The organism is Mesorhizobium sp. M0437 (assembly GCF_040321335.1).
In the GTDB taxonomy this organism is placed as follows: Bacteria; Pseudomonadota; Alphaproteobacteria; order Rhizobiales; family Rhizobiaceae; genus Mesorhizobium.
Map to the genome: position 1 here is coordinate 23222 of NZ_JAMYRK010000060.1, position 14074 is coordinate 37295.

The following is a 14074-nucleotide window of genomic DNA, read 5'->3' on the forward strand; positions in this document are numbered from 1 at the left end:
CCTACCCGCTCCTCAGCCCTCGATACCGTCGCGGCCGAGCACCGTCATCATCGTTCCGGTCATCGTGGCGATCAGCTTGGCCTCGCCGTCGACGGCGAACGCATAGGCTTGTCCGTCGGCGACGATGATGGTGCGGCCGGGCTTGGTCACCGAGCCGCGGAACAGGAAGCGCTCGCCCCTGCCGGGCGCCAGCAGATTGACCTTGAACTCGATGGTCAGCACGCCGGAATTTTCCGGCATCAGCGAGAATGCCGCATAGCCGCAGGCCGAGTCGAGAGCCGTCGAAATGACGCCGGCATGGAGAAAGCCGTGCTGCTGCGTCAGCGCCGCAGAATAGGGCATTTCGATCTCGATGATGCCGGGCGTCACCAGCGTCAGCTCGGCGCCAATCGTCATCATCGCGTTCTGGCGCGCGAAGGACGTCCTGACGCGGTCCTCATAATCGGGAGCAGGAACGATCTTTGCTGCCATGGCCGTCGCCCTTCGTTTCTCGGCAAATCTTATTGCAAAGGCATTTATCGCAGAGGGGTGGGCGGCAGGCAATCGCAAATGCTGCACTGCAGCATTCGGCTTAGCCCTGTATCGATGGCAACGATTCAGCCGGCCCGCCGCAGCGCGCAGAAGTAAAAGCCGTCGGTGCCGCTCAGCAATGGCGACAGCGAAATGCCGCCCGCAGCGCCAATGCGCATTGCCGCTTCGTGGCCCGCAAAACGGCTGTCCCAAAGCTGGCGGTGATCGAGCGGGACAAAACCGGGATGGCGGCCCCGGAAGGCCGAAACCTGGTCGCCATTCTCCTCGTCGAACACCGAACAGGTGATGTAGACCAGCAGGCCGCCGGGTTTGACGAAGTCCCTGGCGGCATCGAGGATCGTCTCCTGCTCGCCCTTGCGGGCGTCGAGCTGTCTTTGCGTCAGCCGCCATTTAGCATCCGGCCGGCGCCGCCAGGTGCCGCTGCCGGTGCAGGGCGCATCGATCAGGACGATATCCATGTGCTTGCCGAGCGGCGCCAGCTCGGCCGGCCTTGTGACGACCTGCACATTGCGGTTTTCCGAACGGCGGATGCGATCGAAGATCGGCACCAGCCGTGCCTTCTCGGCATCGTGGGCGAAGATCTGGCCGCGATTGTCCATCGCCGCGGACAGCGCCAGCGTCTTGCCGCCGGCGCCGGCGCAAAAATCGAGCACCTGCATTCCAGGTTCGGCGCCGGCCAGTTCGGCCGCAATCTGCGAACCCTCGTCCTGAACCTCGAACCAGCCTTTCTGGAAGGCCGGCTCGGCCTGCACGTTCGGGTGCCTGCCGTCGCCTTCGATCGGCGGGATGCGGATGCCGTGCGGCGCGATCCGCGCAGGCTTGGCGCCGGTCTCCGCCAGTTCCGCCAGCACCTTGCCGCGATCGGCCTTCAGCGTATTGACCCTGAGGTCGAGCGGCGGGCGTGTCGCCAGTGCGGCACCCTCTTCCACCCAGGCTGTGCCGAACGCCCGTTCGAACAGCGGCATGCACCAGTCGGGGATGTCTGCCCTGACGGCCGGCGGCGCATCGGCAAGCCGGCGACCGCCGAGCGTTTTCAATTCGTCGGCGGTAAGCAGCGGCGGCGCGAACTTGTCGCCCTCGAGCGCCTCGTTCAGCGACTGCGCCGTCTGGCCCCATTCGAGCAGCAGCGCGCCGAAGCCGATGGCGCGCGGTGTGTCTTCGCCCAACAGCCAGCCGGCCGAGCGCTTGCGGCGCAGCGCGTCGTAGACGATGTTGCCGATCGCGGCGCGGTCGCCGCCGCCGGCGAAGCGGTGCGACAGGCCCCAGTCTTTCAGCGCATCGGCCACCGGCCGGTGGCGCCGGCCAATGTCGTCAAGCACTTCAATGGCTGCCGCCAGCCGCCCGCCCAGTCTCATTTGTCGTCTTCCATTACTCAGTAAATTAATTCCGGCCCTGCTCTTAGAGCTTTTCGTGCCCCGATTGAAACAGTTCTGTTTCGCCGACGGCGAGACGATCCATGCCGAGGGGTGACGAATGTGGGTTGGTGCATCGCGAGCCGCGGCCACCAGGCGGGCGCCGGCATGCGGAACGAACAATTCGATAAATATATTATACGTCTCTAATGTGCGTGTCCGGCGCTCACAAGCATAGCGGCTTGCGAAACTGCTCTGCTTTGCAAGTTTTCCGGTTGCGAATACTCTTTGCGCGGTGATTCGCGTCGCAGAAAAAGGCGGAGCCGCGGGTCGATACGAGGAGAGGGCAATGAAAACTTATCTGGCGGAAGTTCTAGGCACGTTTCTATTGGTGTTCATCGGCACGGCTTCGGTGGTGACGGGCGGCTTCGGCGGCGCGCTGCCGCTCGGCCAGGAAGGTATCGGTCTGGCGTTCGGCATCGGCCTGATAGCGGCCGCTTACGCGATCGGCCCGATTTCGGGCGCGCACCTCAATCCGGCGGTGACGCTCGGTGTGTTCCTCGCCGGGCGGATGCCGGCCAGGGACGTCATTCCCTACTGGATCGCGCAGGTCATCGGCGCCATCATCGCGTCGCTGGCGCTGTGGATCATCGTCTCCGGACAGGTCGGCGGCCACACCGGCGGCTTCGGCGCCAATGGCTGGGACGTGACGAAATGGGGCGTCAGCTCGGCCTTCCTGTGGGAGCTGATCGGCACCTTCACCTTCGTCACGGTGATCCTCGGCGTCACCAACGCCAAGCACACGACGGCCTTCGCCGGCCTGGTCATCGGCCTGACGCTGGCCGGACTGCACTTCGCCATCATTCCGGTGACCGGCACATCGCTCAACCCGGCCCGTTCGATCGGACCGGCGCTGTTTTCGGGAGCTGCGGCGATCAGCCAGCTCTGGCTGTTCATCGTCGCGCCGCTGATCGGCGGCGCCATCGCCGGCGTGGTCGCCAAGGCCGGTATCTTCGAGAAGGACTGATTTTTCGAAGGCTTCATGGAGAAGGCGCGGGTCAAGGCCCGCGCCTTTTTGTTGCGTCGAGAATTCGTATGCCCGGATCAGGCCGCGAGGTCGAAACGGTCGGCGTTCATCACCTTGGTCCAGGCGGCGACGAAGTCCCTGACGAACTTCCGCCCGGCGTCGGCCGAGCCGTAGACCTCGGCCAGCGCCCGCAGTTGCGCGTGCGAGCCGAAGATCAGGTCGGCGCGGGTGCCGGTCCACTTGACCGCCCTGGTCTTGCGGTCGCGCGCTTCGTAGACTTCATCGGAACCGGCGGCCGGATCCCAGATCGTGTTCATGGAGAGCAGGTTGACGAAGAAATCGTTGGTCAACGTGCCCGGCCTGTCGGTGAACACCCCGTGCTTCGACTGACCGGTGTTGGCGCCGAGCACCCGCAACCCGCCGACGAGCACCGTCATCTCCGGCGCCGTCAAGGTCAGCAGCTGCGCCCGGTCGACCAGCATCGCTTCGACCGACATCGGCGGCTTGCCCCTGACATAATTGCGGAAGCCATCGACTTTCGGCTCGAGCGCGGCGAAGGACTGGACATCGGTCTGTTCCTGCGAGGCGTCCATGCGGCCTGGCGTGAACGGCACCCCCACGTCATGGCCGCCGTCTTTCGCCGCCTTCTCGATCGCGGCGACGCCGCCAAGAACGATCAGGTCGGCAAGCGAGACCTTCTTGCCGCCGGACTGCGAGTTATTGAAACCCTTCTGGATGCTTTCGAGTGTCTCGAGCACCTTGGCCAGCTGCGCCGGCTGGTTGACCTCCCAATCCTTCTGCGGCGCCAGGCGGATGCGGGCGCCGTTGGCGCCGCCGCGCTTGTCGGAGCCGCGGAAAGTCGAGGCCGAGGCCCAGGCGGTCGAGACCAGTTCTGAGACGGACAGGCCGGAGGCCAGGATCTTCGCCTTCAGCGAGACGATGTCCTGCTCGCTGACCAGCTCGTGGTCGATTGCCGGTATCGGGTCCTGCCAGATCAGCTCTTCCTTCGGCACGAGCGGGCCGAGATAGCGGACGGCCGGACCCATGTCGCGATGCGTCAGCTTGAACCAGGCGCGGGCGAAGGCATCGGCGAACTGATCAGGATTCTGATGGAAGCGCCGCGAGATCTTCTCGTAGGCCGGGTCGACGCGTAGCGCGAGGTCGGTGGTCAGCATCGCCGGCGCGCGGCGCTTGGAGGGATCGTGCGCGTCCGGCACGGTGCCTGCACCGGCGCCGCCCTTCGGCGTCCACTGATGGGCGCCGGCCGGGCTCTTGGTCAGCTCCCATTCGTAGTTGAACAGATTGTCGAAGAAGTTGTTGCTCCATTTGGTCGGCGTCGTGGTCCAGGTCACCTCGAGGCCCGAGGTGATGGCGTCGCCGGCAATGCCGGTGGCATGCTTGCTCGACCAGCCGAGGCCCTGCGCCTCGATGCCGGCGCCTTCCGGCTCCGGGCCGACCAGCGATGCATCGCCGGCGCCATGGGTCTTGCCGAAGGTATGGCCGCCGGCGATGAGCGCCACGGTTTCCTCATCGTTCATGGCCATGCGAGCGAAGGTTTCGCGGATATCGCGCGCCGCGGCCAATGGATCGGGCGTGCCGTTCGGCCCTTCCGGGTTGACGTAGATCAGCCCCATCTGCACGGCGCCGAGATGGCCCTGAAGTTCGCGGTCGCCGGAATAGCGCTCGTCGGCGAGCCACTTGGTTTCCGATCCCCAGTCGACGTCCTGCTCGGGCTCCCAGACATCGGCGCGGCCGCCGGCGAACCCGAAGGTCTTGAAGCCCATCGATTCCAGCGCGACGTTGCCGGTGAGGATCAACAGGTCGGCCCAGGAGATCTTCCTGCCGTATTTCTGCTTGACCGGCCACAGCAGCCGGCGCGCCTTGTCGAGATTGGCATTGTCCGGCCAGCTGTTGAGCGGCGCGAAACGCTGCTGGCCGGCGCCGGCGCCGCCACGGCCGTCGCCGATGCGATAGGTACCGGCGCTGTGCCAGGCCATGCGGATGAAGAGCGGGCCGTAATGGCCGAAATCGGCCGGCCACCAATCCTGCGAATCGGTCATCACCTGGTGCAGATCCCTGATCACCGCATCGAGATCGAGGCTCTTGAATTCCTTGGCGTAGTCGAAGTCCTCGTCCATCGGGTCCGACAGGCTGGACTGCTGATGGAGGACGCCAAGGTCAAGCTGGTTCGGCCACCAGTCACGGTTGCTCCTCCTGGCCGATCCATGTGGGACCGGGCATTTGCCGGCGCTGTTGTCGTCGGTTTTCGCGTCCATCTTTGCCTCCGATTTGTTGATTTTCCGGGATTTTGTTGATTTTCCGGGCAGGGCCGGCGGCCGCGCCATCCTGGAATGGTTCCAGACTAGCCCGCCGAGCCGATAAAGACAAATTGCCTTTGCTGTTTATTCTGATAGGTTTTCCTTATGATCGGTTTGACTGTCCGGCAGATGCATTATTTCGAGGCGCTGGCGCAGACGCTGCATTTCGGCCGTGCCGCAAAACTCGCCGGCGTCAGCCAGCCGGCGCTGTCTTCGCAGATCGCCGAGATGGAGCTGCGGCTGAATTGCCGTCTGTTCGAGCGTGGCGGCAAGGTGGTGCGGTTGACCGACGAGGCCGTGGCCCTGCTGCCGCGCATCGAGCGCATTCGTCCCGACGTCCGCGACGTCGAGGCGACGGCCCGGCGCGGCCGCCCGGCGCTGGAAGGCCGCTTCCGGCTCGGCATCATCCCGACGGTGGCGCCCTATCTCTTGCCGCATGTGCTGCCGGAGCTGAAACAGCATTTCCCGGCCTTGCAGCTGGAACTGCGCGAAGCCGTGACCGCCTCGCTGGTCGAGGACACCAGTTCGGGAAAGCTCGACGCCTTCGTCGCGGCGCTGCCTCTCGATTACCCAGGCCTGGTCACCGAGGAACTTTTCTCCGACCGGTTCTTCCTGGCCGTGCCGGCCGGCGATCCCGCCTTCGCCTCGCCGCCGGTGCCACCGGAGAGCCCGGCGCTGGAGCGGCTGATGCTGCTGGAGGAAGGCCATTGCCTGCGCGAACAGGCGCTCGCCGTGTGCGGCAACGTGCGGCCGGTGGCGATGGCAAGCTACGGCGCGACCAGCCTGACCACGCTCTTACAGATGGTGGCGCACGGGCTCGGCGTCACGCTCATCCCGGAAATGGCGGCCGGACCGGCCAGCACTATCCCCGATTTGAAGATCGTGCCGTTCCAGGAACCGATGCCGCAACGCACGATCTGCCTCGCCTGGCGGCGCAACAAGGTCCGGCACGACGAATGCGTCGAATTGGCGAAGATCATCCGCGGGCTGGACGCGGCGGTGCTGGCGGCTTGAGGCCTTCAAGAGGCCGATCGCGATCCGCGCTGACCCGTTGCGTGTGGGTGTACGATAATCTCGAAGTGCTCGGGTTTCAAAGTGCTTGGGGAACCATGTATTTCGTCGTCAGATCCATGTGGACAAACTGTACCCGCAGCCGGTCGATCCTGAGCACGAATCCTGCAAAGTCCGATCTTCTTCAGGAACATTTCGCCTATGGCGGAGTTGGGCGCGTGGCCCGCGATCGGACGCCAACAGATGATACCGGCGGGCTTTTGGGAGGAAGCCATGATACGTGCCATCCCTTCACTCCACCTTTCACGTCGCCGCGCATTGCAATTTGGGCTGGGAGCCAGCCTCGCCGCCACGACGGGCCTGGCGCCGGTTTCTCGCGCCTATGCCAAGGAGGAAGTGCAGGACGAGGACATTTTCCGCTTTGCGCTCAACCTGGAATACATGGAGGCCGAATATTATCTTCGCGGCACCACCGGAAAAGGCATCGACGCCGCCGATGCCGGTTCCAAACCCGGCGATGTCGTCGGCGGAAAGAAAGTGTCCTTCGAAACACCCGCCATCGGCGAATTCATGCAGGAGGTTGCTGAAAACGAACTCGCGCATGTCCGGTTCTACCGCAAGACGCTTGCAAAGAACGCAGTCGACAGGCCGGCCATCGATTTCGATGCGGGGTTCAAGGCGGTTGCGGAGGCAGCGGGCCTCGGGCGGGACTTCGACCCCTTCGGCAACGAAACGAACTTCGTTCTCGGCGGCATGCTGTTCGAGGATGTCGGCGTCACCGCCTATGCCGGTGCCGCGACGGTTCTGAAGAACAAGGAGTTTCTCGCCGCCGCCGCCGGCATATTGGCGGTCGAGGCCTATCACATGGGAATGGCGCGTTCCACACTGTACCGGAAGGGAGAGAAAGCCTGGAAGGCCGCCAACGCCGTCTCCGATGCACGAGACAAGATCGACGGGCCGGAAGACAAGGACCAGGGCATCCAGGTGAACGGCAAGGCCAATTTCGTTCCCTCGACGCCCGACGCCATCGCGTTCACCAGGACGCCGAAGGAAGTGCTGCGGATCGTCTATCTCACCGATAAGGACGGCGTGAGCAAGGGCGGCTTCTATCCGGAAGGAATGAACGGCACCCTGAAGAGCACCTGAGCGATCGGATCGGCGCAAGCGACGCGGCGGGCCCGCGAGCGGGCGACTTCAACCCTTTTTCCAGGCTGCGAGCAACGGGCCGTTGCTTCCATAGACAGGGTCCTTGCGCGGACGGCCGACCCTGGGGATCGTGACGACCGCCCTGGCATGGTCGGCGGCGGTCGTACACAGGTCATAGGTGCCGGATGGAGGATAGGCGCCGACAACCAGAAAATCGTCGGATGCGGAAAGACGCTGGTGCCCGGTGCCGGCCGGAAGCACCGCGACGTCGCCGGCCTTCAGCGACAGCGTCCGCCCCTTGCTGCCGCCAAAGCGGACCTTGGCCGTGCCGCGCGCAACGCCCAGCACCTCGTGTATCCGCGAATGGTAGTGGACGTAGTCGTAGATGCCGTTGCGCCAGCTATCGCCCCAGCCATTTGCCTCGAAAAGCGCTTCGATGACAGCCGCCGGATCGAAGTCTTCGGGCAGCGTCACGGCACCGCGATAGACGACCAGCGGCCAGAACGGATGGTTGGGCACCAGGCCATCATCGCTGAACCGAAACTCGTTCGGTTTGCGCGGCCTCAGGAGGTCGGCGACCTCTCGCCGGCCCGGCCTGGCGATACCGGTGACCTGCTCAACGGCTTTCTTCGTGGTTTGCAGAATGCTCATGATGCGGCCTTGGATTGGTGGTGGCTTCATGCCGATTAACCGGCTGCATGGCGGGTCGGTTCCGCTGAGGGCAGAGTTCCGCGATCTGTGCCGTCGGCATTTGACGTCCGGGCACGTCGAAGCCGCCCAAGTTTCAAGACTTGAACACCGCAAGCATGAAGATCCAATCGGTCCCGCCGCTGTGTCGTCCCATGGCACGGATGAGACGATACACTGTTTTGCCACAGCGCTCGCGACAGCTCGCGAAACGGGCGACCCGCAGAGGCTTTTTTCGTGTTATGATGCACTTGCAACGCGCGTAATCTCGACCTCGGCAATATGGCAAAGGTCGAACGCAATTTTTGCCCTGGCGTCGCCCAGCATGGACTCAACTCCGGATGGCTGGGTGTGCTTATCCGGGGCGAGGAGGTTGTCCATGTCCACGAGTAATGTCGAACGCCCGCTGCAGCCGGGCGACCGGGCGCCGAATGTTATTCTCGATGCGATCTCCCGCGAAGGCAAGATCGCGCTCGATGATTTTCGAGGCCGTAGCCCGTTATTGATCGGTTTGTTCCGAGGCCTGCACTGTCCGTTCTGCCGGCGCCATGTCGCGGCGATGGCGCAACTTAAGCCGGCCCTGCGTGAGAAAGGCGTCGAATGCCTGGCGGTGGTCAATACGCCAGTCGAGCGGGCGCGGCTCTATTTCCGTTACCACCCGGCACCCGATCTTCTCGCCGCGTCCGACCCGGAGCGGGCCTCGCACCGTGCTTTCGGCTTGCGCGAGGTCGGGATGGACACGGTCATGGCGATCCGCATCGATCTCCCTGGCGAGTTACCCGAGCCTATGGACGTCATGGCAATGTACGAGTTTCTCAACAAGAAGGAAGGATATGAGATTACGGGAGCCGATCAGCAGGCGATGGCTTCCGGCCAGGGGCAGCTTGTCGGTCAATTCCTAATCGACCGGGCGGGCATCGTACGCTGGAACTTCACTGAAGTTCTGGAGGATGGCCTCAACACCTTCAAGGCGCCGAATCCGGAGGAATTGATGTCAGCGGCTTCCCAAGTTGCACATTGATGGGCTGCGGAAATAGGCGGCTGACAACTCGCTCGACGACCGCGCCCTTCCCGCTCATTATCGGGGCCGTCCTGGGTCAAAACCTGAAGATCGTGGATGACCGCTTCGCGCCTGCTTGTCGGTCGTTGACACCCGCTTCTCTGCTTCCGCAAAGCAGACCGCTCATTGCGCTCGGATCGAGTAGAAAAGAAGCGACGGCGCGCCCGGCTTTAGTCCAAGAAAAGCGAAGGGTTCAGCCTTGCGAGCGGGGGTCGCAGACCCCATGTGCGCGAGGGACCAAAGCCCGAAGGGCCGAGACGGCGAAGCGGCTCGGTTAACGCGAGCCCGGCCCCCCTTAAGCGGCGTGGCCAGAGTCGATACCGGGCCAATCATGCCTTACAATGCTAACCCGCGCTAACCCGCGGCGGCATTCTTGTGCTGCCCATCCTATACAACGCAGGTTACAGGAAGAGGCGCAGACCGAACGGGAGCGCAACGCACAGCGCTACGTAGACGAGCAGCAGGTGGCTTCGCCGAGTGTCATAACCCTCAACGCTGTTGGTGCGGCGCAGGCGGCCAATGAATTCTTGTTCTATATGACCGGCCTGACGAATGGCGATGCCTCGACGGCGTACATGCGGTTCGATCCGCGTGCGCGACATGTTTCCCTCAATTCGCCCCGCAGATCCTTCGACTGCACCGAGTGCGGGAACGGGTCGAAAGGGCGACTCGCACGCGGCGATCTTGGAAAGCGGCTGCCGACGTTTCACGCGCCTGAGTAGCGCGACGATCCGCAATCTTGACGAAACGCGCGACGACTGGTTTCCCCGGCTTGCCGTCTTAGAGCGGACGTCCCGCTCACGGCCCCCGATCGAGACGTTCAAGGCCTTTATGCTAAGCGTCCGCCCATGGCGCAAAGGAGACAAATTGGCGCCCACCCCTCACGCCGTCTTTGCCGTCACCAACTCTCGACCATCGCCTCATCGGGAACTTGTGCGGCTTGCCTACTTCGGAACTCGGTGCGGAAAACGTGTGGCTGCTCGGCCGAGAACAGTCGTCAGAATCTGCCTGCCCCCTTGCTCGCCCCAACCCTCACGGCACAAATATCAAAAACACCCAGGTAAAAAACACCACAAGGTGCACCAAGCCGGTCAGGAACGTCGTCCTCTCCGTGCTGAAGCTCACATTGCAGATGAAAAGCGCCAGGACCAACAGCACCATGTCGGTCGCCGGCAGGCCCAGGGTCAGGCCTCTTCCGGTCAGCAGGCTGGCGGCGGCTATGCCGGGTATTGTCAGGCCGATCGTCGCGCAGGCCGAGCCCATGGCGACGTTCAGGCCGCGCTGCAGCTCGTTGTTGAGCGCGGCGCGAACCGCCGAGATCGCCTCCGGCATCAGAACCAACCCGGCGATCATTGCGCCGACAATGGCGTCGGCCTGCGGCACCTGGTAGGCGACGAGCGCATCTTCGACGCTGGCTGCGACCTGTTCGGCCAGCATGACGATGCCGATCAGCCCGATCAGCAGGAGCACAGCGCCGGCCGCGACGCTTTCGTGAGCGTCGGTTCGCACCGCGGCGCCATGTGCTTGCCCGTCGATGAAATCGTCGCGGTGGCGGACAGTCTGCGCGAACAGAAAACCGGCATAAAGCAGCACCGAAAGGACGCTGACGAAGCCAAGTTGCGCGGCCGAGAACGTGCCGGGATCGGTGGTTCGCGTGTAGGTCGGCAGAATGAGCGTCATGACGCTCAGCGCGACCAGCACCGCCAGATAGGCGCTGGTCCCTTGCCGGACGATCGCCTGCTTGCGATGGCGCCAGCCGCCAAACGTCAGACACATGCCGACGACGCCGGTGGAGGTGATCATCACCGTCGAGAACACGGATTCGCGGGCAAGGGTCGGGTTGTTGGCGCCGTGCAGCATGATGGAAACGATGATCGACACTTCGATTGCCGTCACGGCGATGGTCAGCACCAACGTGCCGTACGGCTCGCCCACCCGCCGGGCCACCGCCTCGGCGTGGTCGAGCACCACGAAAATGGTGGTGAACATGATCGCGCTCGACAGCGCGCCGATAAACATCCTGGTGCCCAGCGACCCTTCGTCCACCGACAGGCCGCTACCCCTGACCGCGACAGCCATCGCCAGAGCGGCCAGCGGCATGCCGTAGGAAACCGCCGATCTTGCGAAACCACTCATTGTCACCTTCTTGCCGTCCCGCAAATCCCGTGGAAGGGCGATTTGCAATCACTGTTGCGCACCGCGACCATCCAGAGAAATCGCATATGACAGGTCATGACGCCATCGCAGCGTACCCCAGCCCTAGCCCCTCCCCACAAGGGCAGCGCAATCGCGTACGCATTCTTGCGAAGAGGACCCCCACCCTAACCCTCCCCACAAGGGGGAGGGAACGCTGCCGCGCGCCCTTGCTTTCCCTTTGGCGCCGAAAGGCAGGCAATTTGCCGAGGTCGGCGCCACCGAAAGTCCCCCTCCCCCTTGTGGGGAGGGGTTAGGGGTGGGGGTCCTCTTCGCAAGAATCCGCCGCGATTGCGCTGCCTCCTGCCCCCGCACACCTCGAAACATCATGTCACCCGCAGGAAGCTCGCGCGCTAGCCGGGCGTGTTGGCCTTGACGACCTTCTTGCATTCGGGCGTCAGCTCGCTCATGTGACCGGCCAGGCATTTGACGACGCGGCCACCGCCCGGCAACACGCCCTTGCACAATCTCTGGTAATCTGCTTGGCAGGCCTCACGCTCGGCCGCCGTCTGCGCCAGCACCGCGGTGGCTGCCAGCTGAGTTGCCAGGAAAAGCACGCCTAACCCAATCCGCATGGAACACCCCTCAAATATGTTGCCCAAACAACGCCTCCGTCACGCGTAGATACAAACGGAAGCCTTTTCACGCCGTCTTCTGCGTCACCAATCCCAGCTCGTCGACCATCGCCTGGCGCATCAGGAATTTCTGCGGCTTGCCGGTCACCGTCATCGGCAATTCGGTGCGGAAGCGGATGTAGCGCGGGATCTTGAAATGGGCGATCTGGCCGGCGCAGAAGGCCTTGATCTCCTGCTCGGTGGTGATCTGGCCGGGCTTCAGCACGATCCAGGCGCACAGCTCCTCGCCGTATTTCGGGTCGGGAATGCCGAACACCTGCACCTCCTTGACCTTGGGGTGGCGATAGAGAAACTCCTCGACCTCGCGTGGATAGACGTTCTCGCCGCCGCGGATGACCATGTCCTTGACCCGGCCGACGATGTTGCAATAGCCCTCGGCGTCGATGGTGGCGAGGTCGCCGGTGTGCATCCAGCCGTCGGCGTCGATGGCCTCGCGGGTCTTCTGCTCGTCGTCCCAATAGCCCTTCATCACGGAATAGCCGCGCGTGCACAGCTCGCCCGGCGCGCCGACCGCGACGGTGGCGCCTTCGGCGTCGATGGCCTTGACCTCGACATGCGGATGGACGCGGCCGACGGTCGAGACGCGCTTTTCCAGGGGATCGTCGACGCTGCTCTGGAACGACACCGGGCTGGTCTCGGTCATGCCGTAGGCGATGGTCACCTCAGCCATATGCATCAGCGACACCACCTTCTTCATCACCTCGATCGGGCATGGCGAGCCGGCCATGATGCCGGTGCGCAGGCTGGTGAGATCGAAGGAGGCGAAATCCGGATGATCGAGCAGGCCGACGAACATGGTCGGCACGCCATAGAGCGCGGTGCAGCGTTCCGTTGCCACCGCCTTCAGGGTGGCGCCCGCATCGAACCCCTCGCTGGGGAAAACCATGGTCGCGCCCTTGGTGACGCAGCCCATCGTGCCCATCGACATGCCGAAGCAATGATAGAGCGGCACCGGGATGCACAGCAGGTCGTCGACGGTGAGCCGGATCGCCGAGGTGACGAAATTGCCGTTGTTGACGATGTTGTTGTGGGTCAGCGTCGCGCCCTTGGGCGCACCTGTCGTGCCGCTGGTGAACTGGATGTTGATGGCGTCGTCCGGTTTCAGCCCCGCGGAAATCCGGTCGAGCTTGTCATGCTCGTCGCGCCCGGCCATCGCCAGCACGTCGGCGAAATTGAACATGCCCGCAGAATTCTCCTCGCCCATGCGGATGACGGTCTTCAGCGCCGGCAGTCTGTTGGCGTCGAGCTTGCCGGGGGTGGCCTTGGCGATCTCCGGCGCCAGCGTCTCGATCATGCCGAGATAATCGGAGCTCTTGAATGTGGCGGCGGTGACCAGCGCCTTGCAACCGACCTTGTTCAAGGCATATTCCAGCTCGACCAGCCGGTAGGCCGGGTTGATGTTGACCAGGACCAGGCCGATGCGGGCGGTGGCGAATTGCGTCACCAGCCATTCCCAGCGGTTCGGCGACCAGATGCCGACGCGGTCGCCTTTCTCGAGGCCGAGCGCCAGGAAACCGGCGGCGAGCGCATCGACCGTCTCCGACAGTTCGTCCCAGGTAAAGCGCTTGTCCTGCTCGACGAAGACGGCGGCATCGAGCGTGCCGTATTTGCTGACCGTGTCGGCAAACAGCGCCGGGATCGTCAGGTTGAGCAGCGGCACACTGCGGTCGCCCGAGACATGCGCCGTGCCGTCGACCGGCGCAATGAACGAGCCGCCATCGCGCTTGGAGCGCAGGCTGGTGGCATTCTTCAACTCGTCGAGATTGATCGGCATCGCCGTGTCCTCCGCAGACCAGCCGAGCCTATCAGCCCGGCGGGGTGGTGGAAATCCCGTCGATGGTGGGGCTGAGTGGGAACTCGCCTGTAAAGGCCGAAAATAAAAAACCCGCCTCGGCGGGCGGGTCTTCGGGGCCAATTGGCACCATAGCAAGATTAGTAGCATAGCTGCCGGCACAAAGCAAGAACAAAATTGCTGTACGCCAGGAAATTGCTTCGGGTCGGCGCAGCTGCTTATCTCCTCCCTGTTTGGACCGGAGACATCGCGAACAGGTGTGCGAGGACATCGCGAACAGTTTGGCGCGCTTTGCGCCGGGAGGTTCGGGATGCCATTCGAG

13 protein-coding genes are annotated in these 14074 nt (G+C 63.8%); 4 read left to right on the forward strand and 9 right to left on the reverse strand.

Features of this window, described 5'->3' with window-relative positions; translation table 11 throughout:
• Nucleotides 1-12: 12 nt before the first annotated feature.
• Together NKI72_RS27265 and NKI72_RS27270 are read right to left on the reverse strand one after the other, a co-directional pair.
• Nucleotides 13-471: a PaaI family thioesterase gene (locus NKI72_RS27265; RefSeq protein WP_023677140.1), complete on the reverse strand. Its 459-nt coding sequence runs from the start codon at nucleotides 469-471 to the stop codon at nucleotides 13-15.
• A 125-nt stretch (nucleotides 472-596) separates the two neighbouring features.
• Complete coding sequence (locus NKI72_RS27270) at nucleotides 597-1886, reverse strand: RsmB/NOP family class I SAM-dependent RNA methyltransferase (RefSeq protein ID WP_352851361.1); 1290 nt, start codon at nucleotides 1884-1886, stop codon at nucleotides 597-599.
• Between the two features lie 346 nt (nucleotides 1887-2232).
• On the opposite strand from NKI72_RS27270, the gene NKI72_RS27275 reads away from it, so the two are divergent.
• A complete protein-coding gene (locus NKI72_RS27275; protein ID WP_352851363.1) occupies nucleotides 2233-2910 on the forward strand; it encodes an MIP/aquaporin family protein in 678 nt (225 codons plus the stop codon).
• A gap of 77 nt (nucleotides 2911-2987) precedes the next feature.
• Here the strand turns inward: NKI72_RS27275 and katG are convergent, their stop codons facing one another.
• The gene (gene katG, locus NKI72_RS27280) at nucleotides 2988-5186 is read right to left on the reverse strand and encodes a catalase/peroxidase HPI (RefSeq protein ID WP_352851365.1); all 2199 of its coding nucleotides are present in this window, start codon (nucleotides 5184-5186) and stop codon (nucleotides 2988-2990) included.
• Between the two features lie 147 nt (nucleotides 5187-5333).
• On the opposite strand from katG, the gene NKI72_RS27285 reads away from it, so the two are divergent.
• Both NKI72_RS27285 and NKI72_RS27290 read left to right on the forward strand, forming a co-directional pair.
• Nucleotides 5334-6242: a hydrogen peroxide-inducible genes activator gene (locus tag NKI72_RS27285; protein WP_352851367.1), complete on the forward strand. Its 909-nt coding sequence runs from the start codon at nucleotides 5334-5336 to the stop codon at nucleotides 6240-6242.
• A 270-nt stretch (nucleotides 6243-6512) separates the two neighbouring features.
• A complete protein-coding gene (locus NKI72_RS27290) occupies nucleotides 6513-7385 on the forward strand; it encodes a ferritin-like domain-containing protein (protein ID WP_352835307.1) in 873 nt (290 codons plus the stop codon).
• Nucleotides 7386-7433: 48 nt separating this feature from the next.
• Here the strand turns inward: NKI72_RS27290 and NKI72_RS27295 are convergent, their stop codons facing one another.
• Nucleotides 7434-8036: a cupin domain-containing protein gene (locus NKI72_RS27295; protein WP_352851369.1), complete on the reverse strand. Its 603-nt coding sequence runs from the start codon at nucleotides 8034-8036 to the stop codon at nucleotides 7434-7436.
• A gap of 415 nt (nucleotides 8037-8451) precedes the next feature.
• Here NKI72_RS27295 and NKI72_RS27300 point away from each other — a divergent pair, with 415 nt between their 5' ends.
• On the forward strand, nucleotides 8452-9093 hold the full coding sequence (locus tag NKI72_RS27300) for a peroxiredoxin-like family protein (protein ID WP_352541815.1): 642 nt from the start codon (nucleotides 8452-8454) through the stop codon (nucleotides 9091-9093).
• 440 nt (nucleotides 9094-9533) lie between these two features.
• Here NKI72_RS27300 and NKI72_RS27305 read toward each other — a convergent pair whose 3' ends face one another.
• The 5 genes from NKI72_RS27305 to NKI72_RS27325 form a co-directional block, all read right to left on the reverse strand.
• Nucleotides 9534-9734, reverse strand: coding sequence for a hypothetical protein (locus NKI72_RS27305; protein ID WP_352851371.1), 201 nt, complete (start codon nucleotides 9732-9734; stop codon nucleotides 9534-9536).
• Nucleotides 9735-10164: 430 nt separating this feature from the next.
• The gene (locus NKI72_RS27310) at nucleotides 10165-11268 is read right to left on the reverse strand and encodes a calcium:cation antiporter (protein ID WP_352851373.1); all 1104 of its coding nucleotides are present in this window, start codon (nucleotides 11266-11268) and stop codon (nucleotides 10165-10167) included.
• A 410-nt stretch (nucleotides 11269-11678) separates the two neighbouring features.
• Nucleotides 11679-11900 carry a cysteine rich repeat-containing protein gene (locus NKI72_RS27315; protein ID WP_352450969.1) on the reverse strand — a complete coding sequence of 74 codons (222 nt, stop codon included), beginning with the start codon at nucleotides 11898-11900 and terminating at the stop codon, nucleotides 11679-11681.
• A 67-nt stretch (nucleotides 11901-11967) separates the two neighbouring features.
• Entirely contained in the window at nucleotides 11968-13734 is a 1767-nt protein-coding gene (locus NKI72_RS27320) for an AMP-binding protein (RefSeq protein ID WP_352851375.1), read from the reverse strand.
• Between the two features lie 31 nt (nucleotides 13735-13765).
• On the reverse strand, nucleotides 13766-14074 hold a 309-nt coding region (locus NKI72_RS27325; protein ID WP_352851377.1), incomplete at its 5' end, for a hypothetical protein.

What these genes read in the sequence shown, in the direction of transcription:
- NKI72_RS27265 (WP_023677140.1), bottom strand. Translation starts at nt 471, where the DNA reads ATGGCAGCAAAGATCGTTCCTGCTCCCGATTATGAGGACCGCGTCAGG.
- NKI72_RS27270 (WP_352851361.1), bottom strand. Translation starts at nt 1,886, where the DNA reads ATGAGACTGGGCGGGCGGCTGGCGGCAGCCATTGAAGTGCTTGACGAC.
- NKI72_RS27275 (WP_352851363.1), top strand. Translation starts at nt 2,233, where the DNA reads ATGAAAACTTATCTGGCGGAAGTTCTAGGCACGTTTCTATTGGTGTTC.
- katG (WP_352851365.1), bottom strand. Translation starts at nt 5,186, where the DNA reads ATGGACGCGAAAACCGACGACAACAGCGCCGGCAAATGCCCGGTCCCA.
- NKI72_RS27285 (WP_352851367.1), top strand. Translation starts at nt 5,334, where the DNA reads ATGATCGGTTTGACTGTCCGGCAGATGCATTATTTCGAGGCGCTGGCG.
- NKI72_RS27290 (WP_352835307.1), top strand. Translation starts at nt 6,513, where the DNA reads ATGATACGTGCCATCCCTTCACTCCACCTTTCACGTCGCCGCGCATTG.
- NKI72_RS27295 (WP_352851369.1), bottom strand. Translation starts at nt 8,036, where the DNA reads ATGAGCATTCTGCAAACCACGAAGAAAGCCGTTGAGCAGGTCACCGGT.
- NKI72_RS27300 (WP_352541815.1), top strand. Translation starts at nt 8,452, where the DNA reads ATGTCCACGAGTAATGTCGAACGCCCGCTGCAGCCGGGCGACCGGGCG.
- NKI72_RS27305 (WP_352851371.1), bottom strand. Translation starts at nt 9,734, where the DNA reads ATGTCGCGCACGCGGATCGAACCGCATGTACGCCGTCGAGGCATCGCC.
- NKI72_RS27310 (WP_352851373.1), bottom strand. Translation starts at nt 11,268, where the DNA reads ATGAGTGGTTTCGCAAGATCGGCGGTTTCCTACGGCATGCCGCTGGCC.
- NKI72_RS27315 (WP_352450969.1), bottom strand. Translation starts at nt 11,900, where the DNA reads ATGCGGATTGGGTTAGGCGTGCTTTTCCTGGCAACTCAGCTGGCAGCC.
- NKI72_RS27320 (WP_352851375.1), bottom strand. Translation starts at nt 13,734, where the DNA reads ATGCCGATCAATCTCGACGAGTTGAAGAATGCCACCAGCCTGCGCTCC.